Source organism: Paenibacillus sp. PsM32, assembly GCF_030433815.1.
Taxonomy (GTDB): domain Bacteria; phylum Bacillota; class Bacilli; order Paenibacillales; family Paenibacillaceae; genus Saccharibacillus; species Saccharibacillus kyungheensis.
The window spans coordinates 880,260-905,949 of record NZ_JARUWY010000001.1 but is presented as its reverse complement, the minus strand read 5'-3'; the positions used below and the strand labels follow the sequence as shown (position 1 = coordinate 905,949).

22 protein-coding genes are annotated in these 25,690 nt (G+C 38.7%); 21 read left to right on the top strand and 1 reads right to left on the bottom strand.

All coding sequences use genetic code 11. The features are described from left to right. Position 1: 1 nt before the first annotated feature. Genes QCD85_RS04150 through mnhG form a run of 4 tightly spaced genes read left to right on the top strand, consistent with a single transcriptional unit; the run spans position 2 to position 2,682 of the window. Positions 2 to 1,516 carry a Na+/H+ antiporter subunit D gene (locus QCD85_RS04150; protein WP_274172968.1) on the top strand — a complete coding sequence of 505 codons (1,515 nt, stop codon included), beginning with the start codon at positions 2 to 4 and terminating at the stop codon, positions 1,514 to 1,516. 8 nt (positions 1,517 to 1,524) lie between these two features. Next, positions 1,525 to 2,001 carry a Na+/H+ antiporter subunit E gene (locus QCD85_RS04145; protein WP_301261713.1) on the top strand — a complete coding sequence of 159 codons (477 nt, stop codon included), beginning with the start codon at positions 1,525 to 1,527 and terminating at the stop codon, positions 1,999 to 2,001. Next, a complete protein-coding gene (locus tag QCD85_RS04140; protein WP_274170729.1) occupies positions 2,001 to 2,315 on the top strand; it encodes a Na(+)/H(+) antiporter subunit F1 in 315 nt (104 codons plus the stop codon). Before QCD85_RS04145 ends, QCD85_RS04140 begins: the two co-directional genes overlap by 1 nt. Continuing rightward, positions 2,269 to 2,682, top strand: a complete 414-nt coding sequence (mnhG, locus tag QCD85_RS04135) for a monovalent cation/H(+) antiporter subunit G (RefSeq protein ID WP_373461903.1) — start codon at positions 2,269 to 2,271, stop codon at positions 2,680 to 2,682. Before QCD85_RS04140 ends, mnhG begins: the two co-directional genes overlap by 47 nt. A gap of 163 nt (positions 2,683 to 2,845) precedes the next feature. Here mnhG and QCD85_RS04130 read toward each other — a convergent pair whose 3' ends face one another. Continuing rightward, positions 2,846 to 3,232 carry a carboxymuconolactone decarboxylase family protein gene (locus tag QCD85_RS04130; protein WP_274170728.1) on the bottom strand — a complete coding sequence of 129 codons (387 nt, stop codon included), beginning with the start codon at positions 3,230 to 3,232 and terminating at the stop codon, positions 2,846 to 2,848. A gap of 107 nt (positions 3,233 to 3,339) precedes the next feature. Between QCD85_RS04130 and QCD85_RS04125 the strand changes: the two genes are divergently transcribed. From QCD85_RS04125 to QCD85_RS04045, 17 genes are all read left to right on the top strand, one after another. After that, on the top strand, positions 3,340 to 3,741 hold the full coding sequence (locus tag QCD85_RS04125) for a MerR family transcriptional regulator (RefSeq protein WP_301261712.1): 402 nt from the start codon (positions 3,340 to 3,342) through the stop codon (positions 3,739 to 3,741). Between the two features lie 14 nt (positions 3,742 to 3,755). Then, a complete protein-coding gene (gene cysK / locus QCD85_RS04120) occupies positions 3,756 to 4,676 on the top strand; it encodes a cysteine synthase A (RefSeq protein WP_301261711.1) in 921 nt (306 codons plus the stop codon). 183 nt (positions 4,677 to 4,859) lie between these two features. Then, on the top strand, positions 4,860 to 5,948 hold the full coding sequence (locus QCD85_RS04115) for a helix-turn-helix domain-containing protein (RefSeq protein ID WP_301261710.1): 1,089 nt from the start codon (positions 4,860 to 4,862) through the stop codon (positions 5,946 to 5,948). A gap of 178 nt (positions 5,949 to 6,126) precedes the next feature. Beyond that, complete coding sequence (locus QCD85_RS04110) at positions 6,127 to 6,618, top strand: hypothetical protein (RefSeq protein WP_301261709.1); 492 nt, start codon at positions 6,127 to 6,129, stop codon at positions 6,616 to 6,618. After that, positions 6,605 to 6,931 (top strand): helix-turn-helix domain-containing protein, encoded by a 327-nt coding sequence (locus tag QCD85_RS04105; RefSeq protein ID WP_301261708.1) that lies wholly within the window; start codon positions 6,605 to 6,607, stop codon positions 6,929 to 6,931. Before QCD85_RS04110 ends, QCD85_RS04105 begins: the two co-directional genes overlap by 14 nt. Before the next feature lie 182 nt (positions 6,932 to 7,113). After that, the gene (locus tag QCD85_RS04100; RefSeq protein ID WP_301261707.1) at positions 7,114 to 7,872 is read left to right on the top strand and encodes a helix-turn-helix domain-containing protein; all 759 of its coding nucleotides are present in this window, start codon (positions 7,114 to 7,116) and stop codon (positions 7,870 to 7,872) included. After that, the gene (locus QCD85_RS04095) at positions 7,869 to 8,369 is read left to right on the top strand and encodes a toxin-antitoxin system TumE family protein (protein WP_273615182.1); all 501 of its coding nucleotides are present in this window, start codon (positions 7,869 to 7,871) and stop codon (positions 8,367 to 8,369) included. The genes QCD85_RS04100 and QCD85_RS04095 overlap by 4 nt, the downstream gene beginning before the upstream one ends. Positions 8,370 to 9,018: 649 nt before the next feature. After that, on the top strand, positions 9,019 to 10,104 hold the full coding sequence (gene chvE / locus QCD85_RS04090) for a multiple monosaccharide ABC transporter substrate-binding protein (protein ID WP_273615183.1): 1,086 nt from the start codon (positions 9,019 to 9,021) through the stop codon (positions 10,102 to 10,104). A 421-nt stretch (positions 10,105 to 10,525) separates the two neighbouring features. After that, on the top strand, positions 10,526 to 12,058 hold the full coding sequence (gene mmsA / locus QCD85_RS04085) for a multiple monosaccharide ABC transporter ATP-binding protein (RefSeq protein ID WP_274170724.1): 1,533 nt from the start codon (positions 10,526 to 10,528) through the stop codon (positions 12,056 to 12,058). Positions 12,059 to 12,125: 67 nt separating this feature from the next. Continuing rightward, positions 12,126 to 13,328 (top strand): multiple monosaccharide ABC transporter permease, encoded by a 1,203-nt coding sequence (mmsB, locus tag QCD85_RS04080; RefSeq protein ID WP_273615185.1) that lies wholly within the window; start codon positions 12,126 to 12,128, stop codon positions 13,326 to 13,328. A gap of 325 nt (positions 13,329 to 13,653) precedes the next feature. Continuing rightward, on the top strand, positions 13,654 to 14,631 hold the full coding sequence (locus tag QCD85_RS04075; RefSeq protein WP_301261706.1) for an ABC transporter permease: 978 nt from the start codon (positions 13,654 to 13,656) through the stop codon (positions 14,629 to 14,631). Positions 14,632 to 15,093: 462 nt separating this feature from the next. Then, complete coding sequence (locus QCD85_RS04070; RefSeq protein WP_373462034.1) at positions 15,094 to 15,978, top strand: carbohydrate ABC transporter permease; 885 nt, start codon at positions 15,094 to 15,096, stop codon at positions 15,976 to 15,978. A 90-nt stretch (positions 15,979 to 16,068) separates the two neighbouring features. After that, positions 16,069 to 17,739 (top strand): extracellular solute-binding protein, encoded by a 1,671-nt coding sequence (locus tag QCD85_RS04065; protein ID WP_274170723.1) that lies wholly within the window; start codon positions 16,069 to 16,071, stop codon positions 17,737 to 17,739. Positions 17,740 to 18,129: 390 nt separating this feature from the next. Further along, positions 18,130 to 19,872: a sensor histidine kinase gene (locus QCD85_RS04060; RefSeq protein ID WP_301261705.1), complete on the top strand. Its 1,743-nt coding sequence runs from the start codon at positions 18,130 to 18,132 to the stop codon at positions 19,870 to 19,872. Between the two features lie 4 nt (positions 19,873 to 19,876). Then, on the top strand, positions 19,877 to 21,445 hold the full coding sequence (locus tag QCD85_RS04055) for a response regulator (RefSeq protein WP_301261704.1): 1,569 nt from the start codon (positions 19,877 to 19,879) through the stop codon (positions 21,443 to 21,445). Between the two features lie 133 nt (positions 21,446 to 21,578). Next, positions 21,579 to 24,440 (top strand): CHASE3 domain-containing protein, encoded by a 2,862-nt coding sequence (locus QCD85_RS04050; RefSeq protein WP_301261703.1) that lies wholly within the window; start codon positions 21,579 to 21,581, stop codon positions 24,438 to 24,440. Between the two features lie 165 nt (positions 24,441 to 24,605). Further along, positions 24,606 to 25,616 carry a hypothetical protein gene (locus QCD85_RS04045; protein WP_301261702.1) on the top strand — a complete coding sequence of 337 codons (1,011 nt, stop codon included), beginning with the start codon at positions 24,606 to 24,608 and terminating at the stop codon, positions 25,614 to 25,616. Positions 25,617 to 25,690: the final 74 nt, after the last annotated feature.

Genomic DNA, 25,690 nt, shown 5'->3' with positions numbered 1-25,690 from the left:
TATGCCACTATTGATTCCTTTGATAGCCGCAGTCCTTCAAATATTCGGGATGCGTCATGTGCCGATCCAGCGCTGGTTAGGTGGAATTGCTGTTATTGCCAATGTAGGTGTAGCCGTATGGATTGTGATCAGTGTACGAATGGAAGGTATTCAGACGCTTGCGATGGGTGGCTGGGCGGCTCCTTACGGGATTGTATTTGTAGCAGATATGTTTGCCGCTTTACTGGTATTAACTACATCGATACTAGGTGCTGTATGTTTATTTTACGCCTTCGCCAGTATCGGAGAAGAACGTGAAAAGCATCACTTTTATCCATTTTTTCAATTTTTGCTAGTGGGAGTATACGGTTCATTTCTAACAGGTGATTTATTTAACTTATTTGTTTGTTTTGAAGTGATGTTGGTATCTTCGTATGCGTTGATTGTATTGGGTGGAACGAAGCGTCAATTGCAAGTGACGTTAAAATACATTTTGATCAATATTGTATCTTCTTCTCTGTTTGTAGCATCGATGGCTTATCTGTATGCGGCTGTGGGCACGCTAAATATGGCTCATTTATCACAGCGTGTATCTGAAGCCGGACAAGATGGAATTCTAGGTGTAATCGCATTTTTATTTTTAATCGTATTCGGGTTAAAAGCAGGATTATTCTTATTCTTCTGGTTACCGGGTTCATATGCTGCTCCACCTTCTGTGATTACAGCGATTTTTGCAGGTCTGCTTACCAAAGTAGGGCTGTACGCTATTATCCGCACATTTACATTGATTTTTTATCATGATACCGGATTTTTATATACATTGATCGGTTGGATGGGAATTGCTTCGATGGTACTAGGTGTGATTGGAGCGGTTGCATATCGAGATGTGAATAAAATTCTGGTCTACAATGTTGTTGCAGGTGTAGGATTGATCGCTTTTGGATTGGCTACTGCAAATAGTGCAGGCATCGAAGGCGCTATCTTTTATATGCTTCACGATATGATTGTCAAAGCACTATTGTTCTTATTAGCAGGTATTATGATTGCCGCATTAGGAACGACAGAGTTAAAACATATGAGCGGGCTGATTAAGCGTTATCCGTTTACAGGGTGGATGTTCTTTATTACAGGGCTTGCACTGGCTGGAGTACCACCGCTGAGCGGATTTGTCGGAAAATTATTGATTGTGCAAGGCGGTATGGAGCGCGGCTGGTATACGATGACGATTATTAGTCTGCTAGCCAGTCTATTGATGTTATATTCAGTGATGCGTATCTTTATGTTAGCCTTCTGGGGCAAAGATCGCCCGCTTATTGATGATCGAGCAGCATTTCAAGATAGCCCTGAAGTGAAGCGAGAAGTTTATCATGAATGGTCGCCTTTCCGTCCTCGCCGATTGATTGGAGCATCTTCTGTATTATTTGCGTTTGTGATTCTGATCGGACTGGGTGCAGGTTGGATCGAGACATTTGTTGCACAAGCGACAGATGTACTGATTGATCCGACATTGTATATCCAAGCCGTATTGAAGGAGTAGGTGAAGCTATGGCTTTTCAAATTATTCTTAATCTGTTGATAGCTTTGATCTGGATGTCCTTGCATACGACTTGGGATACACTCAACTTTGTGATTGGTTATCTGATCGGGTTATTGCTAATTTATATTATGCGTCGCTTTTTTCCAAGAGAATTTTATGGGATCAAAATATGGGCGGTTATTAAGTTATTGATATTGTTTATCAAAGAATTGATTGTATCGAGTGCTGTTGTGCTCAAACATATTATCAGCCCACGTCTCAAGTTCAAACCAGGAATTTTGACGTATCAGACTGAACTCACTTCAGATTGGGAACTGACCTTATTGTCTACACTGGTTACGTTAACGCCGGGTACGATTCTGATTGAGATTTCGCGTGATCAGCATCTGGTATATATTCATGCTATGGATATTCAAGATGCTGAAGAGTTGTCTGCGCATATTCGTGGAACCTTTGAACAAGCAATTAAGGAGGTGACCCGATAATGTTACAAATCTCTTTATTGATTGCTTTGATTTTGTTATCGCTGGCTGTGATGGGTTGTATGTTCCGGGTATTAAAAGGCCCTTCTATGGCAGACCGAATTACAGCATTGGATACGATCGGTGTCAATCTGATTGCAATTATTGCTGTATTATCAATGATGTTAGATACACAAGCGTATTTAGAAGTTATGCTGTTAGTAGGAATTTTAGCATTTCTAGGAACGGTTGCTTTTGCCAAGTATATCGAAAGAGGGGTGGTCATCGAACATGAAGACGAAGACAGAGATGATCGAGATGATCCAGTGGATCGGTGAACCCGTAATATCGATTCTGGTGTTGCTTGGAGCGCTATTAAGCGTACTGAGTGCATTCGGTATTATTCGCTTCCCTGATGTGTACTTGCGCTCTCATGCTGCTACCAAAAGTGCAACGTTAGGTGTGTTATGTGTATTATCCAGTGCCTTTTTGTTTTTTTGGGTATATGATCATTATCCAAGTGCACGTATTTTACTGGGAATCTTATTTGTATTTATTACTGCTCCGGTAGCCGGACATTTGAATGCAAGAGCAGCGTATCGGACAGGTGTCCCTTTATGGAAGCTGGAAAAAGATGAATTAAAACCAGCATTGAAAGAAAAAGGAATAGACCGCGAAAAAGCGAAAAAAGAACCGCTAAATTAAGTATAGAATAAGTCATTAAGATGATCGCACTATACTTCAAATAACCAGACAACACAGCTCAAGATAATATCTCAATCGCAAAAGCCCACACCTTCTATCCTATTGTAGAGGTGTGGGCTTTTGCGATTATTGCTAATAGTGGTATGGAGAACAAGAAAAACAGTTACAGCCGTTCAATACCTCGTTGTGCAAATACGTCCTTAGCTATATTCATTGCATTTAATACCCGTGGAAATCCAATATAAGGGGAGCAATGAATAATCGTTTCTACAATTTCGGTAGGTGTAATCCCTACATTTAGACTAGCGTTCAGATGAACAGTTAACTGCGCAGCACAATCACCTTGAGTAATCAGTGAAGAAATAGTGATCAGTTCGCGTTGTTGCAACGTAAGAGTATCCCGAGAATAAATATCACCAAAAGCAAATTCAATAATGTATTTGCCAAGATCAGGTGCGATCGAAGCCAAAGAATCGATCACTCGTTGCCCTGCTTCGCCATCCACTTCCACCAGCTTGTTCCAACCTTGAGTATAACGATCATTAGACATATAGACAGCTCCTTTATATTCATGACTATGAAGTACAAGAGCAATCGTAAACGTTAGAGCGCGCTCTAATGCAAATCTTTTTTTGGAGATCGTAGTATAATAGAGATATGGACAAATTATATTCGATTCAGCAAATTACCGAAATTACAGGATTATCTGCACATACACTACGCTATTATGAAAAGATTCATCTGATACACGATATTCAAAGAGATTCTAAAGGTTATCGACAATATACAGACACAGATATACTATGGTTAGATTTCTTAATGCGTTTGAGAGAAACAGGAATGTCGATACAAGACATGAAGGCATTTGCTGATCTGCGCAGTCAAGGAGATCATACCGTTGCATTACGAAAACAATTATTGCAAAGTCATTATCAATTGGTGCAGTCAAAGATCGATCAACAGCAACAGCATTTGAACAAAATTGCTGACAAAGTAAACCATTACACTCAATTAGAAAAACAAGTAGATCTATCAACAATTGGCAAAGATTCTGAATAAGGAGAGGCACCCCTATGAATATAAAAGTTGTTCAAAATATATCCGAATTAGTCGGAGATACACCTGTTGTACGTTTGCATCATTTACCTGATACAGAAGATGCGGCTGTCTATGTGAAGTTAGAGTATTTTAACCCGAGTGGTAGTGTCAAAGATCGAGCGGCACTAAACCTGATTGTACGTGCGGAGCAAGAGGGGCTATTGCAAGCAGGTAGTACCATTATCGAACCTACCAGTGGGAACACAGGAATAGGGCTAGCGATGAACGCAGCGGCAAAAGGATACAAAGCGATTATGATCATGCCGGACAATATGTCACGCGAGCGCATCCAGATATTGCAAGCATATGGAGCCGAAGTAGTATTAACACCTGCTGCCGAGAAAATGCCAGGCGCAATTCGCAAAGCAGAACAATTGCTGACTGAAATTCCAAACAGTTATATGCCAAGACAATTTGATAATCCAGCCAATGCAGATGCTCACCGCAATACAACAGCTATTGAAATTTTGGAGCAGATGGAATATCAATTAGATACATTTGTAGCTTCCGCAGGAACAGGAGGTACGATCACAGGCACAGGCGAGACATTAAGACAGCATTTGCCGGATGTCCGTATTCTGGTTGTCGAACCGCAAGGATCGCCTGTATTGTCTGGTGGACAGCCAGGGCCGCATAAGCTTGTCGGCACCAGTCCGGGATTTGTACCGGCGATTTTGAATACGTCTATTTATGATCAAATTGTACAGGTGTCTGACGAAGATGCGATTCAGACGATGCGTGATCTGGCGAGATATGAAGGGATTCTGGTCGGCCCTTCTTCAGCAGCAACTGTATGGACAGCACTACAAGAAGCGAAGCGTCTCGGTGCAGGTCATAAAGTATTATGTATTGCTCCGGATAATGGAGAGCGGTATTTGAGTATGAATTTATTTTAACGTTAATTTATAGAATCATTTAGCCTACAGTATGAGAATGCTGTAGGTTTTACTTTGACTGGATAGGTAAAGTACAGAAAAAAAGTAGTATATTCTACCATTAAGCAAAAACAAAGAACACAACCAGTATCAAAAAATAATCTTTATCTTCTTACATAATAAGATCAGAAAGGAGAAGTGATCATGAACGATTGGATTCAAGAGATGATCGATTGGATTGAAGCCCATCTATTTGAAGATTTTTCATTGCTTCGGTTGAGCGAGAAAATGGGCTATTCTCCGTATTATTGTTCATTCAAATTCCGCCATCACACAGGAGTGAGTATTAAAAGTTATCGTACCTTTCGGAGATTATACGTAGCATCGGTTTCTCTAATAAACAGCCAAGATCGGATACTCGATATTGCGATCGAACATGGTTATTCTTCTCAAGAAGCATTTGCTAGAGCGTTCAAAGATGTATTTGGTGTAACCCCCATGACCTTTCGCAAGCAACAGAAGCCGTGGCAATCGTATTTCAAACTCAATATCGAACAAGGAGAGGATATCACGATGTTAGACATTTCTCAAAAATTAGTCATTACCGAATTACAAAATCAATTAACCACTTTTGCCGATCAAGATATTCTTAATGTATTGAACGGGCAAGTGATGTTTGAACAATTCCGTACACAGGAATTAATGGGCAAAAGTGAGTATGTACCTTTTAACGAAGCAATGTGTGTCCATGAGGCAACCGCCGATATTTTCAGCCCCGCCTTCAACCAAATTCGTGCAGACGGACACCATAGCTCATTAACAGGATATGAACAGATTGTAGTTGATCCATTGACCCCATTATTAACCAAAGACTATCGCTGTATCGTTCTCTGGTTCGGAGAAGATATGTTCTGCCAGATCAATCTATTGACCATACTCGCTTATCTGGAGCAACAAGGATACAAAGGAATCATATATTTTAATGCCGTACAGGAGCAGACTTACGATGTACAACAAACGGAGATACCATTAGGCGGATATACGTCAGTGTATCGTGAAGTGTTGTTAGATAAGAGAATGCCAGATGTTCAGTTGATGCCTGTGATGTACCAAGGCATTTCATTGTACCTAGACCTGCACCAAGACGATAATGAACTAACCCGCTACATTTGGAGTCATCCCAAAGAAAGCAAAGAAGAGGTCATACACAATATGCTGAAATTATTCCAACGCTACGGACTTGGCGATCGGCAGTATTTGGAGTTAATTGAGAAGGTAAGAGGAGAGGTGTAAATACAGAAGTAGGATAGGCTGACACTGATATTATCAGAGTCAGTCTTTTTTTGATTTTAAACAGTGGCATTTTTACGTGTATAATATATACTTATTTACGATACTAATATTTCAAAATCTAAAAGGAGAATGTATAAGCTGTGAATTTTAATTTACAACTTATATCGTGTGCGATATAATGAAAACTATAATTGAGTTTATTGAAGATCCTAATACAGGAAAACAAGAAGTATATGAACTAATCAATCAAGTTAGACAAGAAGCTTCACAAAACGTAGATCAAATGCAAATGTTTAAATTTATTATGAATGGACTAGAATTTTTAGAGAAGCATGGAATACCTGTTGCTACACAAAAATATTTTGTAGATATGAGAGAAGATGGTAAACCATATACAATACAACTTGTTAAGGAATTAAGAGATCATGTTCCATTATTAGAATTTAGAGTGAATTGGAAAGGTTTGGGAGCTTTTAGAGCAATATTTTTTGAATATTATTATTCTAATACTCAAATTCTTATTTTTACAAAAGCTATCGTAAAGAAAACTACATATTCTCAAGAATTTGAAAAAATAATACAGCAGTCAGAATTGTTATATTCAAATTTCTTAGAGAATCCTAATAAATATATTAATTTAGAGGAGGTTGAATCAAATGAGCCCTCGTAAAAAATTAGGACAGAGTTTTGCAGAGTTAAAGAATACTGCTAGAGAGATTCCAGAAGTTAAAGATTATTTAGATAGTTTTTCTGTAACTATTGGTCACTTGGTACTATCTCGAAGATTACAACTAGGCTATTCGCAATCGAAATTAGCAAAACTTGCTCAGACCACTCAAGCCCGAATATCAATGATTGAATCAGGAGATAGTAATATAACCAGTGAGGTATTAAATAAAGTTTTTCATATATTAGAAATAGTTAATCTTCAAGCTATATATGCTGAAGAAAAAGATACAAATCCAGAACTGATCAAACATTAAGTTTTAAATTAATATGTATCAAGTAGGAGATTGTCAGTAGACAATCTTCTATTTTTAATCAGAACATTTATCTATTCATTTAAATATTTTCTTATGATAATTTTATATAGTATGTTTTCGATATTTTATTTTCGTTAACTATAAAGTATAATTAAATAAAGTAAGGAAAGGAGAGCACTATTATGCAGAAAAATGTGCTAGATCAATTTTCTTCTAGTATTCAATTAGCTTATGATCAAAAAAGTGAAGTCATTTTAGAAAAAGAAACGGATACGATTTTTAAAAATTTGTTTTTTTGCATTCTGACTTTGTTTTCAGATAAAGTATCTAGTATTAAAGTTGATCCTAAACCGTTTATCTTACCTAAAGAATATTTATTTTCAGATAAACACAAAAAGAATTTGAACAAATGGGTTCAACGTTTAAAAGATATAGATGATTTTCATTCAGAACTAGAATTTGGAAAATTAAAAATAGATTTTGAATACTGGTATTATGAATTAGGTGGAGAAAGTATCCAATTTGTCTATCAAGAAGATTATTTATTAACACCACAAGCTGCGGCTGATGCACTGGGTATATCCAAAGTCACATTAAATAAGTATGTGAAACAAGGCTTAGAATATATAGATAATCAGACACACAAACGGATTCCAAAATATGCAATTGAAATTATGAAAGATCCTATTTATAGCATTCGGATGCAACAGATTGCTCAATCTAAAAAGCTTCGTCAACAAACACCTGAAGATCGCTATCATGAAGTGATACAAGAATTGGCTGATCTACAATTGAAATATGGAACACAGACAGTACAAGAAGCATTTAGTGAGTACAACGGAGATAATATGGATGACCCTACTGATTATTATCGGTGGAAAGACTTACAAGAAGAAATGACAGACATTCTTGGTTGGCGTGGAGGGAAAAAAGATCAGTGACTCTATTGCTACCTGCAGACATCGATCAAATTTTAGAAGATTATGGTCATTTGCTAAAAGTATACCCTGCTCTACGTGAGCGTCATTCTATTTTTACTGATTATAAAAGAACTCAGAAACGTCTTGAAGTATTGTTTCCTCTCAAAGAACATCCGGTGCATGGGATTACAGGTTTACATGTGTATGAGAAATATAACGATGCAGGAACGATAGAATTATATTCTTACTCTTGGAAACGAATTATTCCTACTCAGGGCATTCAATTTAGTCATATTTCTTCTTGGGGAAACGATCCTCATCCTCCAGAAACAACACCGCAATATTTACAGGTAACTACAGAACCGCATCATCATCATTACGATCCTGATCAACGAAGTAAGCGAAAAAGTAGTTATATTCGTACATTAGATCGAGTTTTTATGTATATTGCGTATTATATTGAAACAGGTGAAGTGTACTATAAAGATGTCTCTAGCTCAGTTGATTCTAAAAGATAAATACTAAAAAACCTTGTACTAATACTACAAGGTTTTTTAGTATTTCAAATCAATTATTAGTAAATAAAATAACTAGAAAAGTACTTTATTTTTCAATAAAAGTAAAATGATAAATCGCTTACCAAAATAGAGTTGGTAAATAACGTTATAAAAAATTTTAAAAGATGAGAAATTATATAAGATGTTGAAAACCAACATATACCTTTCGAAATCATTTAATTAAAATCCTCAATAACTCTACTACGCTATCATTAATTCCTTACTCATAAATAACAGATTCCGCCACCCTTGCATCAACATCATATTATCCTCATATTCCAACTACAACTAAAATGAATTAAGATTTCAATGTCGTAAATCTTTCCCTGCTCACCCCACCCCATGAAATCCAGGTGCATCAAGCGAAGGGGAGAGAATCATTCTGAAAGTCGCCTTGTAAGGATTTATCCTTACCGCGACTGCAAGAAGATTCCCTCCCCGTAGCGAAAGCCCCTCATTTCACCTTCCCCACCAAACTATGTCCGATTTTTATAAAAAAGGTCGGTTTATCAAAAAGACTCCCAATCTTTACCATGTTATTATACATAAAAGAAAGCGTTACCAAAATAAAAGACGTTCACTGAACACCTACTCGAAAGGAGAATAACTGATGAAAAGAGGATCGTTATTAACCTTGATCATCCTCATGATGTTTACCTTATCTGCCTGTAATCTTGCGGAGAGCAGTGCAGGAAGTAAGGAAAAGGGATATATCGGCATCTCGATGCCGACCAAGTCATCGGCACGCTGGGTGGCGGATGGTAGCAACATGGTGAAGCTTTTCCAATCTAAAGGATACAAAACCGATCTGCAATATGCAGAAGATGTAGTCGAGAATCAGATTTCTCAGATTGAAAATATGATCACCAAACAAGTCGATGTGATCGTTATCGCTTCTGTAGATGGCAATACGTTAACCGATGTCATTAGCAAAGCACATGCACAGGGTATTCAAGTTATCGCGTATGATCGCCTAATTATGAATACAGGATACTTAAGTTACTACGCGACTTTTGATAATTTCAAAGTCGGGGTGCTACAAGCATCGTACATTGAAGATAAGTTAGGACTGAAAAAAGGCAAAGGCCCTTTTAATATCGAGCTTTTTGGCGGTTCACCGGATGATAATAATGCGTACTTCTTTTTCAATGGAGCTATGTCTATCCTGCAACCGTACATCGATTCAGGCAAGTTAGTTGTTCGTAGTAATCAGAAAACGATGGCACAGATTTCAACCCTACGCTGGGATGGCGCATTAGCCCAATCTCGTATGGATAATCTAGTCAGCGCTTATTACGCCGATGCCAATCTGGATGCTGTTCTTTCGCCTTATGATGGTATCAGTATCGGTATTATTTCATCACTAAAAGGTGTAGGTTACGGATCAGCAGAGAAACCGTTACCTGTAATCACCGGACAAGATGGTGAATTAGCATCGATCAAATCGATCGTAGCCGGCGAACAAACACAAACGATTTTCAAAGATACACGCCAACTTGCTGAAAAAACAGCAGATATGGTAGATAGCATCTTGCAAGGCAAAAAAGCCGAAGTCAACGATACCAAATCATACAACAATAACATTATGGTCGTGCCAGCATACTTGCTAGACCCAATCTCAGTAGACAAATCCAACGTCCAAAAAATCATCATCGACAGCGGATACTATACCGAAGCAGAAGTGAAAGGTAACTAATCAAGACCTCACTTCGCAGAATTTTATCCTTTAGAAACAGAATACGTTTTTTTATAACAAAGATTCTGAAGCGAAATGTGTATACAAAGTACCTTCTTGAATCCATTCACCAAGCCCTAATCTCAAAACAAACTAATGCTCTATTCTTAAAAAAACTGCCAACCCCACCCAACAAGTGGACAAAACATGCCCTTAATCTCTAATCCCTAATCCCTAAATCTTTCCCATCTTTAAAAGGACAGCGTACGTGCCAACGGAGCGAAGGGAGAGGAATCATTCTGAAAGTCGCCTTGTAAGGATCCCATCCTTACCGCGACTGCAAGAAGATTCCCCTCCCGTAGCGTCTCCCATCACCGTACGCCATCACCACCAACTCAAGAGTGTTTTTCCACTCCCACCATCTAATGAAAGGAGCACCACCATGTCCAACAACATCATTTTAGAAATGAAAAATATCACCAAAACATTTCCCGGTGTAAAAGCATTGGAAAATGTAAACTTGCAAGTCAAACAAGGTGAAATCCATGCACTGTGTGGCGAAAATGGCGCTGGCAAATCCACGCTCATGAAAGTACTCAGTGGCGTCTACGGATATGGAACCTACGAAGGCGATATTATTTTTCAAGGTAAAACCTGCGAATTTCGCGATATTAAGCAAAGTGAAGAACTAGGCATCGTTATTATCCATCAAGAACTAGCTTTGATTCCTTATCTATCGATTGCTGAAAATATTTTTCTCGGTAATGAACGTAAAAAAGGTGGCATTATCGATTGGAATGAGACGCTTCAACGGACACAAGAATTGCTGACCAAAGTAGGCTTGAACGAATCACCGAATACGCTGATTACCAATATCGGAGTCGGTAAACAGCAATTGGTAGAGATCGCCAAAGCACTATCCAAAGAAGTAAAATTGCTGATTTTGGATGAACCGACAGCAGCTTTGAATGAAAATGATAGTGAGAATTTGCTTCAACTGATGCTTGAATTTAAACGTCAAGGTATCTCCTGTATTCTGATCTCTCACAAGTTAAATGAAATCTCCAAAGTCGCGGATTCAGTAACTATTTTGCGAGATGGCCAAACGATTGAGACGCTGGATATGCACAAAGACGAGATTACCGAAGACCGGATTATTAGCGGAATGGTAGGACGTGATCTGACTCATCGTTATCCACAGCGTGAACCGAAGATCGGTGAAGTGGTGCTTGAGGTCAAAGATTGGAATGTATTCCATGAGCAACATGCAGACCGCCAGATGATTCACAATGCTAACTTGAATCTACGTCGTGGTGAGATTGTAGGGATTGCTGGATTGATGGGCTCCGGTCGTACCGAGCTGGTCATGAGTATTTTCGGCAAATCGTATGGCAAAAAAATCAATGGTACATTGATCAAAAATGGTAAGCCGATCACCAATAATACCGTTACCCAGGCTATCGATAATGGATTCGCTTATGTGACCGAAGATCGCAAAAACTACGGTCTGATTCTAATGGATGATATTAAGCGCAATATTTCATTAACCGGACTTGGCAAAATCACCAAAAATACCGTCGTCAATGAGCAAGAAGAAGTAATGGTTGCTGAAGATATGCGTAAACAAATGAAAATCAAAACACCGAATATTTTGCAGAAAACAGGCAATCTCAGCGGTGGGAATCAGCAAAAAGTCGTACTTGGCAAATGGATCTTTTCCGGTCCAGATATTCTAATTCTGGATGAACCTACACGTGGTATTGATGTAGGCGCCAAGTATGAAATTTATACGATTATTAATCGACTGGCAGACGAAGGCAAAACAGTGCTTGTCATTTCATCAGAATTGCCAGAAATTCTAGGCATTTGTGATCGGATTTATGTGATGAATGCAGGACGTATTACAGGGGAAGTCAACCGTCAGGAAGCGACTCAAGAAAAGCTGATGACTTATATGACACGCAGTTCCTCATAAATTAATCATGATCATCGGGTGAGCTAAATACAATCTATTTAACAAACGAAAGGGGTTAGCATAACGTATGTCTACATTAACCAAGCCAGAGGCAAAAAAAGAATCGACACTTGGCAAAATGTTTAAAGGAAATATTCGTCAGTACGGCATGATTATCGCATTACTATTTATTATGTTACTATTTGAAGTTTTAACAGGAGGTTTGCTACTCAAACCGATCAATATTACCAACCTGATTTTGCAAAATAGTTACATACTGGTACTTGCGATCGGGATGGTACTTGTTATTATCACCGGGCATATTGATCTGTCGGTTGGTTCTATCGCAGCGTTTGTTGGTGCGGTATCGGCAATCTTTATGGTGCAATGGCAAATGAACCCGATTTTAGCGGTTGTGTTGTCGATCGTAATCGGTGGACTGATCGGTGCATGGCAAGGATTCTGGGTTGCTTATGTACGCATACCCGCCTTTATCGTAACCCTTGCCGGGATGTTATTATTCCGTGGATTAACGATGATCGTGTTGGAAGGGCAGTCCATTTCGCCATTCCCGAATGGTTTCCAGAAGATCAGTTCAGGCTTTATCCCTGACTTTTCGAATATGGCTACGAATATTGTAGCTGTACTTGCCGGAATTGCTTTATCGATTCTCTACATTGTAACTGAACTGCGTAATCGTTCGGCACAACGCAAATATAACTTTGATACCGGATCACAAGCAATCTTCCTTGTGAAAATGATTCTGGTAGTTGCTGTTATCAATGCTTTCACTATTGTACTGGCTAGTTATGCAGGGATTCCAACGATTCTAGTACTGTTATTCTTGCTTATTATTATCTACTCTTTCGTAATGAACAAAACAGTCATGGGTCGTCATGTATATGCGATCGGTGGTAATGAAAAAGCGGCTGGATTATCCGGTGTTAAAACGAAAAAAGTAACATTCTGGGTATTTGTGAATATGGGCGTATTGGCTGCTGTATCAGGGTTGATCTTCGCAGCTCGCCTAAATGCAGCTACACCAAGAGCAGGAACGAACTTTGAGCTAGATGCGATTGCAGCTTGTTTTATCGGTGGTGCTTCCGCTTCAGGTGGTATTGGAACAGTATTCGGAGCGATTATCGGTGGTCTGGTTATGGGTGTACTGAATAACGGTATGTCTCTTGTAGGACTAGGTATCGACTGGCAACAAGGAATCAAAGGTCTGGTATTACTACTTGCGGTTGCGTTTGATATTTATAACAAAAACAAAGGTACATCATCTGTATAAAAAAAGTTCTACGATAACGTAAACGTAGCATGTAAATCAGATGGTTATGATACCGAATTAAAATCATTCATTCTAACAAAATAACTATCCCAAACCGTCAGGACAATACGTTCTGGCGGTTTTTAGTTGTGTTCACCCGAAAAATGATACACCTGATACGAAATATGAAGCATTACTGATCTAACATCAGCACGATATAATTAATTCATTAAATGTAATCGCTTACATAAAAAGAAAGAAGATGGAGAACATTGATTTCACAAACGGAGGATAGGAGACTACAGCGACACAGACATCGATAGAGAACGTAAAGGAGGAGTTATTTATGGATACAGATATCAAAAGAGAATCCAAAACCACACGAAAAACAAAAGATAAAGTTACCACTTCACCTACCAAACGCTGGTTCCGCCGATTGTATACTCAGCGACATTTGCAGGTGATGGCATTGCTTGGTGTCGTCTGGATGTTGATTTTCAACTATATTCCTATGTACGGCATTATTATTGCGTTCAAAGAATTTAATATTGTTGAAAGTATTGCCGATGCACCGTGGGTTGGATGGGAGCACTTTAAAGCATTTATGGATGATGAAAATCTACCTGATGTGATCCGTAATACGTTAGGAATCAGCTTAATCAAGCTATTTATCGGATTTCCACTACCGATTATTTTTGCTCTTTTTCTAAATGAATTACGGTCAGTACGTTTCAAAAAAGCAGTTCAAACGATCTCTTACTTACCGCATTTTCTATCATGGGTTATTCTTGGCGGTATTTTGACTACTTGGTTAGCCGATGTCGGTATTATCAATAATGTTCTAATGGCACTTCATCTGATTAAAGAACCGATCTCTTACTTAGCGGAACCGCAATACTTCTGGACAATCGTGATTACCTCGGATATATGGAAAGAGCTAGGTTGGTCAGCGATTATCTACCTAGCAGCGATGGCAGGTGTATCTCCAGAAATGTATGAAGCGGCTACGATCGATGGCGCAGGACGTTTTCAAAAAATGTGGTACATTACGTTGCCCGGTATCCAAGCCACGATTGCGATTCTATTTATCCTAGCAGTCAGCGGTGTACTGAACTCTAACTTTGACCAAATTCTCGTCTTACGGAACTCGCTCAATGAGAGTGCTAGTAACGTTATCGATATCTATGTTTATCAAACGGGTCTATTATCCGGACGCTTCTCGTACTCAACAGCTATCGGTCTTATCAAATCGATTATCGCTTTGATTTTACTGGTGATTGCTAATCAGGTGACGAAGAAGCTAAATAATACTTCACTCTTTTAAAAAGGGGGTGAGCGTTAGCGCTTTGAGAATAGAGTGTTCTTGTCGTCGCTGTTAAGGATGAATATTTTGATCACTGCTTTTAGCAGTAAATATTAATCCTTAAAGGCGAGCGCTTCGCTCTTTCAGAACACTCTATTCTCGCCGCTAAAGCTACCCTGGGTGGGGGAGGGGCAGGAAAGATTAGTTAGTTTAACTGACTTTACTGCTTCAATGATTTAGCTAGGAGTTTTTAAGCTGCTAACTCTCCAACCAAGCTCTTGCAAGAAGCATAATTTCTTGACCTACCGAATTTGATCTATTGCTTTTAAATTTTTGTGTTTAATTCTCTGTACTTAGATCACTGTACTTAAATAAAGCAATTCATCTTTAAATCTCTTAATCTTTAATCTAAAAATGCTTTAAAAGAAAGTGCGCCTGAAAGACCCCTCACTCTAATGGTAAAGGAGAATGACGATGATTAGTATGAAGGCAGATCGTAAGACGCGTGGTGAAGCGATTTTTGATACGTTGAATACAGTATTGATGATCTTGATTTGTTTTATTACGCTGTATCCGATCTGGTATGTGCTTGTAAATGCACTGAATGAAGGAACCGATGCGATGCGTGGTGGGATTTATTGGTGGCCACGAATATTTAGTCTGGAAAGCTTCAAAGCGGTATTCCAGAGCCCGGGTATTATGCAAGCGATGTGGATTACTGTAGCTAAGACGTTGATTGGTACAGTCATACATGTATTTTTTACAGCAATGGTAGCTTACGCCTTGTCTCGAAAAGGGTTGATCGGAGGCAAAGTCTATATCTGGATCGGAACTATCACTTTATTTTTCAGTGGCGGATTGATTCCTACCTTTTTATTGATGAAGGATTTACAGTTGTTAGATAACTTTTTGGTATATATTATTCCAGCGATGTTTAGCTTTTTCGATCTTATTATCTTTATGACCTTTTTCCGTGAAATACCGGAAGGACTAGAAGAAGCCGCGCGGATCGATGGTGCGAATGATTGGTCGATTTTCCTACGGGTTGTATTGCCAGTGTCTATGCCTGTTATCGCCACGATTGCTCTCTTTCATGGAGTGTTCCAGTGGAATGATTATTTTACAGGTATGATCTATATGAATGATACCAGTCTACAACCGATCCAGACGTATCTTTACCGGGTTGTTGCTGAATCTAGCTCTAACCAGATGCTTTCTGCGGTACCGGGAGGAATTACCCGTTCAGTGACGTCGCAGTCGATCAAATTAGCTACAATGGTCGTTACAACGATGCCAATCGTATTCGTTTATCCATTTTTACAAAAATACTTTGTGAAAGGCATGATGATTGGTTCGATTAAAGGCTAAGTCTGATTCGTTTGCTAGTCAAAGCGGTAACAGCTTGTTCACTTGATATGAATAACTAATGATTACAAATAGAAAAGGGGTATTGATCTGATGAAACGAAATATAAATCATCGCAAATGGCACAAACCTGCATTGATGCTAACACTAGCCAGCTTGATGATGTTCACTACAGCTTGTTCTTACTTTGGTGGAGGAAGTAAAAGTGCATCTGAACAAAATAATACACCGGTCAAAGCAGCTTCAGCTAATGAACCGGGTTGGAAAGTAGATACATCACCGATTACATTTGACTGGTATATGAACTTCTCCTGGTATACTGGAAGTGATTGGGGAACTGATCCAACAAGCCAATATGTAACAAAGAAAACAGGGGTTAGCTTAAACTTTATCGTGCCTGCTGGTAATGAAAATGAAAAACTAAATACAATGATTGCTTCTGGCAAATTGCCTGACTTTATCACACTGGCATGGGGTGAAGATGCAGTCAAAAAAATGATCGAAGGTAAATTGGTTTTGCCACTGAATGAATTAGCAGACCAGTATGATCCTTATTTCTACAAAGTAACCGATCCAGCCAAATTAGCATGGTACACTCAGCCAGATGGTAATGTATATGGATATCCGAATGCGTCTTCTTCTCCTGCGGATTTTGCAAAGTATGGCAAGAATTATTTGTCCAATCAGGTGTTTGTTGTACGCAAAGACATGTATGAAGCACTAGGTAAACCAGATATGCGTACACCGGAAGGATTTTTGAAAGCGCTCAACATGGCAAAAGAGAAATTCCCTGAAGTGAATGGACAGCCGCTAATTCCACTAGGATTACACGAATTTACGGAAAACGGGAACTATTCATTAGAAGGATATTTGCAGAATTTCTTAGCAATCCCGATGGAAAAAGACGGCAAGTTGTATGATCGTACAACCGATCCAGAATATCTACGCTGGCTTAAAACGTTCCGTCAAGCAAATCAAAATGGATTATTATCCAAAGATATCTTTATCGACAAGCGTTCGCAAATGGAAGAGAAAATAGCACAAGGGCGTTACTTTGCAATGTTGTATCAACGTAGTGACTTTAATACACAACAAAATGCGTTATATGCTAAAGATCCTAATTCAGTCTATATCGCAGTCGATGGCCCGTCTGATTCCAAATTAGATCAACCTATTTTATCTGGCCCGGTCATCTCAGGATGGACAGTAACCTTAATTTCCAAAAATGTCAAAGACAAAGCACGTGCGATCCGTTTCCTTGAATATATGATTAGTGAAGAAGGACAAAAAGACTTCTATTTAGGTGAAAAAGGAGTCACATACGATACGGTGGATGGCAAAGATCAATTCAAGCCAGAAGTATTGAAATCACTAAACAGTGATCGTTCAGAATTTGATACCAAATACGGAGCTTCTCATAAATATTGGATGCAAATGAACACGAATATCACCGATCAATGGAAACCAGAGAGTGTAGAACCATTCAAACAAATGGAAGAATGGACGAAAGGCAAAACAGTTAGTGCGTCTGAATTTGATCAATTGAATCCAACAGGTAATTCACCAGAAGGAATCATCAACACCAAGATCTCACAACTATGGGGTAAAACATTACCTAAATTGTTGTTAGCTTCTTCTGATAGTGAATTTGATCAGATCTTTAACGAATACTTGAGTAAACGTGAAGCAGATGGATTAGCCAAAGTACAAGCATATCAACAAACAGAATATGAGAAAAATAAAGCCAAACTAGAAGCACAATAAAAGAGCAGATAGCGATACAGATTGCATACAATAGTATAAAAAGGGACTTGAGCAGAAGCCTATTCTGTAAAAGTCCCTTTTTGTACACAATTTTCCAGTTAATTGAGTTACAATAGAATACATAGTTTAACCGCTTACATTTATAAGTTGTGATCATCATTGGAGTTGTTTGATAGGGAGGAATAGATTACGTTTCGTCAAATTATACAGCCTTTTCTGCATTGGCTGAACACTCTTTCTTTACAAAGTCGATTGATCGGCACCTATATTATTGTGATTTTGTTACCGACTACAGCAGTGTCATTATATTTTTATAATCAGGTCAATGAAACGTATATTGAAGATACACGGCTTAAAAGTATAGATGCGTTGCAAAATGAGAAGCAGGTTTTGTTAACACAGATTGAAACGATGGAGCGTGCAGCCCAGCTAGCTTTATCAGACAAAGAAGTGATCCAATATCTTGCTGGCAATGAAAGTGCACCTACGTCAGATTTAATAGAGTTTAACAACAGTTTTTATACCAATCTGGCACAAATTGAGATTAATAACCCGACTATTTTACATCTTCGTTTATATAGTGCCAGTGAATATACGTATGAGATTTGGCCGATTTTTTTTCAGGAAAAGCGAGTACAGGATCAGCCATGGTACAAGCTTGCGCGTATGTTAGGTGATCTTGAAGGATGGTATGTGCAACAGCAAGATTTATCACGACCTTCTGACCGTACGAGAGTGCCTGAACTTGATCCACCGAAAATATCATTGTTACGCGAAATTCAGTTACCTAAAGGACATCATGCCGGTATTGTACAGGTCGATATGTTGTTATCCAATTTTGCTCCACGTACGTATGGAACTTTACAGGAAGATGAATCGCAAATGTTGCTGTTAGATGCAGGCGGTGGATATATCCCTTCTTCTCCTCAGGATAAGAAGTATACTGCTCCTTTACAACAATGGTTGAAAGAGAATCAAGTACAAGCCAAGAACCCATCATATCAAGTAGAACATCAGTCGGTAGACAACTACACCACAGACGAAAACATGTCTTCGATTCGGTATACCGATCAAGGCAATGCTTATTTAGCGACATCTACCCGGATCGATCGATTAGGGGCGCAGTTGGTTCATATCGTTTCATTAGAAAAAGTACTACAAGATACGAAGCGTGCTCGTAATGGTATTGTGCTGTTGAATATCGGATTTATTTTGTTAGTATCTCTTATTACGTATCTTGCGAATACGATTATTCTTAAAAATCTACGCCGATTAACAGCCGCTATGAAAAAAGTACGTCGTGGTGAACTTCATCATGGGGTCAAAGTGGATGGTGGAGGAGAGATTGGAGAACTGGCGTATCATTTTAATCGGATGACACTCACGATTAATGAATTAATAGCCCAAGCTGTCAGCAAGCAAGCTTTGATGAAAGAAGCTGAACTGCGTACGTTATATAGTCAGATTGATGCTCATTTTCTCTATAATACGCTTGAAAATATCAAAATGTTAGCGGAGATTGAAGATCAGCGCCACATCTCGGATGCGTTAACTTCACTTGGCGGAATGATGCGTTATAACTTCAAATGGTCGGGTGAATATGTGAAATTGAGCGAAGAAATACGTCATATTCATAATTATATCGATGTTATGAATATCCGTTTTGAAGAGCCGGTTCAACTTCATATTGATATTCCAGCGTTATTATTAGAGCTAGAAATCCTAAAAATGTCTTTACAACCATTAGTTGAAAATGCATTTAAACATGCTTGGAATGAAGATGAATATATAGAACGATGCTTAATGATTCAGGTTGTTGCCGAACCGGATCGAGTGATTACGGTAACGGTTCAAGACAACGGTAGTGGAATGAGTCAGGCGCAATTAGAAGCGTTACAACAATGGATTCATATGCCAGATGAACCTCATCATTCTCATATGAGCAATAGCTATCCTGCCCATGCGTCTGAAGAGCAACAGTCACGTAAAGGTGGAATAGGTCTACGCAATGTACAGAGACGACTTGCTTTATTTTATGGAGAAGATTACGGGCTACATATTACCAGTACTTTGGGAGAAGGAACGATTGTAACTTTACGATTTCCGAAAGTACTGCTGACAGGAGGAGAATGATCAGATGACTCAAATAATGATCGTAGATGATGAACGTAATATCAGACAAGGATTACAAGTGATGATTGAGCGAGAATTTCCTGCGCATTATCAATATATACATGCACGTCATGGACAAGAAGCTTTAGATCAGATGATGAATACTGCTATTGATATTGTGATTACCGATATACGGATGCCTGTAATGGATGGTGTGCAGTTTTTAGAACAGATGCGTGGTCTCAAGACGTTAGCTGTCCAACCCTATGTCATCGTATTAAGTGGATATGATGATTTTGAATATGCCAAAGCAGCTATTCGTTATCAGGTGAGCGAATACTTGCTCAAGCCGATTCGACGTGAAGATTTATTTGATGCTTTGCGTCGGTTAGAAGAAGAATTGCAAAAGCGTGATCATGTTTCTCGTAGTCTTGCTGAAGTCGAACAATATCGGTTGCAAAAAGATCAAGAGCAATTACAAAGTCTATTGTATGCAGATCCATTAGAGCTTACTGCATTATCGGAACAAATGGATAGTTTGCGGTTGCCAGAACATTATGTGATCGGTGTATTTCAGTACAAAAATAAAAAAGGCATCTTGATCGATCAGCAGGAGCTTACCGTCTTAATGAAGCGATTATGTGCAGGGATGAATATTCAGTGTACTGCACAATTGTATGACAAAGAAGATCGGCTGGTCTGGATTATACCTGCTACTGAATTACATCATTTAGAACACCTAGCAGAGATAGCAGCACAGCGAGAAGTAGAAGGACTTCTTATCGGAATTAGCGAACAAGGCAGTCAGTTGCAAAGTATTGCTGAGCATTATCAAGAAGCTTGTCAGGCACTTCATTATGGATTTCTTCATCCTGGTATTCATCTTATCCATTATCGTGTTGTGGAGCAGATCTATACAACATGGAGTATTCCAGAAGAAGAGATTCGCTTGCTAGGCAATACACTCGGAAGTGATCGTGATCCAGAGATTGAGCAGCGATTGTATCAGATTTTTAGAATTCATGAATTGATCTATCTGCCAATCGCTTATATTGAGCAAGTGGCTCAGTGTATCAATGAACAGGTGTTGGATGAGATTTTTAGACATTACGGCGAAGCTTCAGTAGAAGTGTTGCGTCTGTATCGGCGTGTAGGCAATCTGAATCATTATCGTTATTTTCAAGACTATTTCCGTGATCTAGAAAATGTACTGATCTGTCTTGATGATTATATCCGGCAATTGCGCATTATTCATACTGAGCCTCAACATCTCAAAGAAGCGGTGCAATTTATTCATGCTCATTATGATCGTCCGTTAAATATGGCAATCGTAAGCAATCATGTCTCACTCAATTACTCTTATTTTAGTGAAGCTTTCAAAGCATATACAGGTGAGAGCTTTGTTATCTATCTCAAAAAAGTACGTATTGCCAAAGCCAAATTATTGCTAACCGAAAGTTCTTACCGATTAAACGAAATCAGTCAACAGGTAGGATTTGAGAGCAGTCGTCACTTTTCAAAAGTGTTCCGAGAACTAGAAGGAATTACCCCGCAGGAGTATCGTTCCAAAATGAATGTGCGCTCTTTGATCTAATTATGAAAGCAAATAATAAAAAATAATTGCATATGCAAGAAATAGATTCCTTTTCATTAAAGTTTGCAGTAAAATAATGAAGCAAGTACCGATGAAATTACGGAATATGGAGTAGGTATTGGAGGTTTTATGATTGCCCAAGCGTGCAAATTGGAGTATTCGCACCAAAATTATTTCTGGGTATGTGGTCATTATTTTATGCGTAGGCGTTGTGTTACTGATGATGTCTGGACGTGTGAATCAATTAGAACAAGAAAATAGATATATTAACGATCATGATCTGGAAGTTCATAATCTAACCAATCTGATCGAAAAGCATGTGCTTGATATGGAAACAGGGCAGCGCGGGTTTGCTTTGACTGGCGATGATAGTTATCTGGTTCCTTATAACAACGGAGTTCTGCAATGGGAATCCGATTATAACAAATTAGTAACTCTGGTTGAAGATAACGAATTGCAACGTAGCAATTTGGGTACGATCAAGACAGGCATAAACAAATGGATTCAAGATGCGGGCGATCCGGTTATCTCCATGCGACGTAATAACAATGAAGCAGGGATTACACAATTTTTCAAAGTCGATCCTGGTAAAGAACAGATTGATCGTTTGCGTAGCGAACTTGAAGCTTTTCGTGTGACTGAAAAAGCATTAACTGATGCACGTATTGAAAGTATTGCCGCTAGTAATGAGCGTCTATTTATAGCTATGGTTGCATTATGGATTGTAGTAGCGATTGTCTCTCTGATTACAGCATGGGTGATTGCGCGTCAAATTGTAAGAACATTGCGTGATGTAACCGATACGATTCATGATATTGGAGAAGGTGGCGATCTGAACAAACGGATCGTTATTCGTACGCGCGATGAGATTGCAGAGTTGGGTACAGCAACTAACCAATTGTTAGATCATGTACAGCATGAGAATTGGATCAAAGACCAGATCGCGATTGCATCGACTCGTTTTCAAGAAGCGGATCGTATTGAATCGCTATCTTCTGCATTATTAACAAAAATGAATAAATGGTTCGACGCTTCATATGGTGTTGTCTATTATGATAGCGAAAATGAAGAAGACGGCTGGCTCAAATCTGCTTCTTTTGCCGCTCATACCAAAGATATTGAATTAGGGGCAGCTTATATTACTGAAGGCGAAGGATTAGCTGGACAATGTATTGTAGAAAAAAGAATGTTAACGTACAGCCCGCTTCCTAAAGGTTATGTGCAGATCACTTCAGGATTAGGTAGTGCAGAAGCCAAAGCATTAGTAGCGGCTCCGATTATGTTTGAAGGTAAAGTATTAGCTGTTGTTGAAATTGCTTTTATCGAACCGATGACAATAGAACAATCGGATTTGTTTGAGCATTTATTAAATATTTTTGCGGTTACGATGAACTCGTTATTGATTCGTAAAAAGATTGAGCAAATGTATCATGATTCTCAAAATATGAATTATGAGTTGCAAGTTCAATCCGAGGAATTACAAGTCCAATCGGAAGAACTTCAGACACAAGCCGATGAACTGCATATGCAGACAGAAGAATTGCAAATGCTGAACGAACGTCTGGAACAAGGCAAGATGGCAGCTGAAAGTACAGCGATTGAACTTGATAAATATGCTCAACAGCTACAAGTCAGTTCACGTTACAAATCAGAATTTTTGGCAAATATGTCTCATGAATTACGTACACCGCTCAATAGTATGTTGATTCTTTCACAAATTCTATCTGAAAATAGTGCCAATACGTTGACAGAAAAAGAGCAAGAATATGCTTCTATTATTCATCATTCAGGTAAAGACTTACTCAATCTGATCAACGATATTCTAGATCTATCCAAAGTAGAAGCAGGCAAAATGCATATCGAGATTGATCCGGTTAGTACACAAGCGATTCCTGAACAAATGGAACGTTACTTCAAAGAAGGTGCAGCATTACGTGATCTTTATTTCAATATTGAGGTCAATGATAATGTGCCGGATATGATTTATTCCGATGATATGCGTCTACAGCAAGTATTGCGTAACTTATTATCGAATGCGTTCAAATTTACTGAAGTCGGTGGTGTCACGTTAACGATCGAGAAGTTAGATCAGGTACAGACCCAAGAGTATCAATCCGATCAACCGATGATTGCTTTTACTGTTCGTGATACAGGTATAGGAATCTCACCTGAAAATAGCCGCTTGATCTTTGAAGCGTTCCGACAAGCAGATGGGGCGACAGCTCGCAAATATGGCGGTACAGGATTAGGCTTATCGATCTCCTCCCAATTGGCTCATTTGTTAGGTGGAGAAATTACGCTAGAAAGTACAGTAGGCGAAGGTAGTACATTTACATTCTATATTCCTTGTCTGGAATCAGATCCGAATGATGAAAGTGAACTATTTACTGTTCAGCAACCGATCAGTCATACTGTCTTTTTTGAAAAAGATCAACTCACATCAACAAATACCGAGTCGGAGCTTCATACCAACACATCGATTCAATCGTCACGTCTAGCTACATCGTATTCAGAGATGGATCGTATGACAACAGCTAGCAATGAACAAGTAGCCGATGTGGTGAAGCAGGTGATGACAGAAGAGCAGTACGAAGGTCTAGACGGCAAAAAAATTCTAATCGTAGATGACGATATTCGAAATGTATATGCATTGACCAGTCTGTTGGAGCGTCATAGTGTGAATATTCTAATTTCACAAAATGGACGGGATGCTTTAGAAATTTTGCATATGACACAGGATATTGATCTGATTCTTATGGATATTATGATGCCCCAATTAGACGGATATGAGACGATGCGTACAATTCGTAATCTGTATGGATATGCTCAAGTTCCGATTATCGTCTTAACCGCCAAAGCGATGAAAGAAGACCGTGAGAAAGCTATTCAAGCAGGAGCTTCTGACTATATGAGCAAGCCACTAGAAATGCAGCAAGTATTGCTTCGTATCGAACACTGGCTAGGCAAAACGCAGATCGATTATTTTACAACATAAATGAAAATCCTAAAAAGATACTTTCCTTAGTGGAAGTATCTTTTTTTGTCGTTTAGGTCTTAATACCCTTGAGTAATATTTAATTTAATAGTAAATTTGAACTATTATTAAAGCTAACTAACTTACTAAAAAATGGGTATTTATTTCAAAAAAGGAGTACAGTGTATGAACATTTCTTCATCTGCAAGCTATGCCGGAACAAGTAATCTGGGATATCATTCATCAGCTAGCAATGATCCAATCGCCAAAAGCACATCAACCGATTCATTATCTTCTCAAGATCGTGACGCTAGACCAGCAACAATATTGCCTAATGAAAAAAGTCCACAGGAACAGCAATTGGAAGAAGCCAAGCAATACAAAAAAGAAGATCAGCAAAAAGAATTAAAAAAGAAAGAAGCTGATCAATTTTTTGAAGAACAACAAAAGCATAAAGAAGAGATCGACAAAATCGCTTATGAGATGTTAGCCAATCAAGGAATTGCTCAGATTGGGATAGACAACCAGCTAGCATTGAACAAAGACAATTACGGAGATACTGTTAAAAGTCTGGTTGCCAAAGGATTTCAAATTGATACAGATGAGCAGAAATTAACGATTAGTTCTAAGCTACATCAACTGAAATTAGAAATTAGTAAAGAATCATACGATCAATATGTTAAAACAGTATATGGTAAAGAAATTGCGGATGAGTATACAGATACAGATACAGATCAGTCATCATTTCCTGCTCCAGCCCATTCCGGCAATACGATAACAGGAAGTGCTACAACAACAACATCATCCTCGACAACACATCAATCTGCACCACCAGCTACGCCACAATCCGAACCAGTAAGTGCAACTCATTCATCTCCAGCGACTACACCTTCAACACAGACAACACAAACAGAATCATCGACTAATGAGCCGACTTCAGCCACGACAACCAACAATAGCACATCAACCTCACAGCCTTCTCCAGCAGCTACACCAACGCAGACAACACCAACAACCAGTAGCAATAATAATAGTTCTACTACAGGCACAGCTAATCAATCCAGTACGAATCAATCCAGCGGTTCTACAACTTCTACAAGTGGATCATCTGGAAGTAACACCTCATCTTCTGGCAATACCTCATCAAATAATGGAAATGGTATCGGCTCTATTTTGACTGGCGGATTAGTGAAATAAATATCTTTATTTACTCTTATGCGATAGAAATGTCGAATAAGAGTTTTTTTTGTAGAAGTACATATATTCGACAA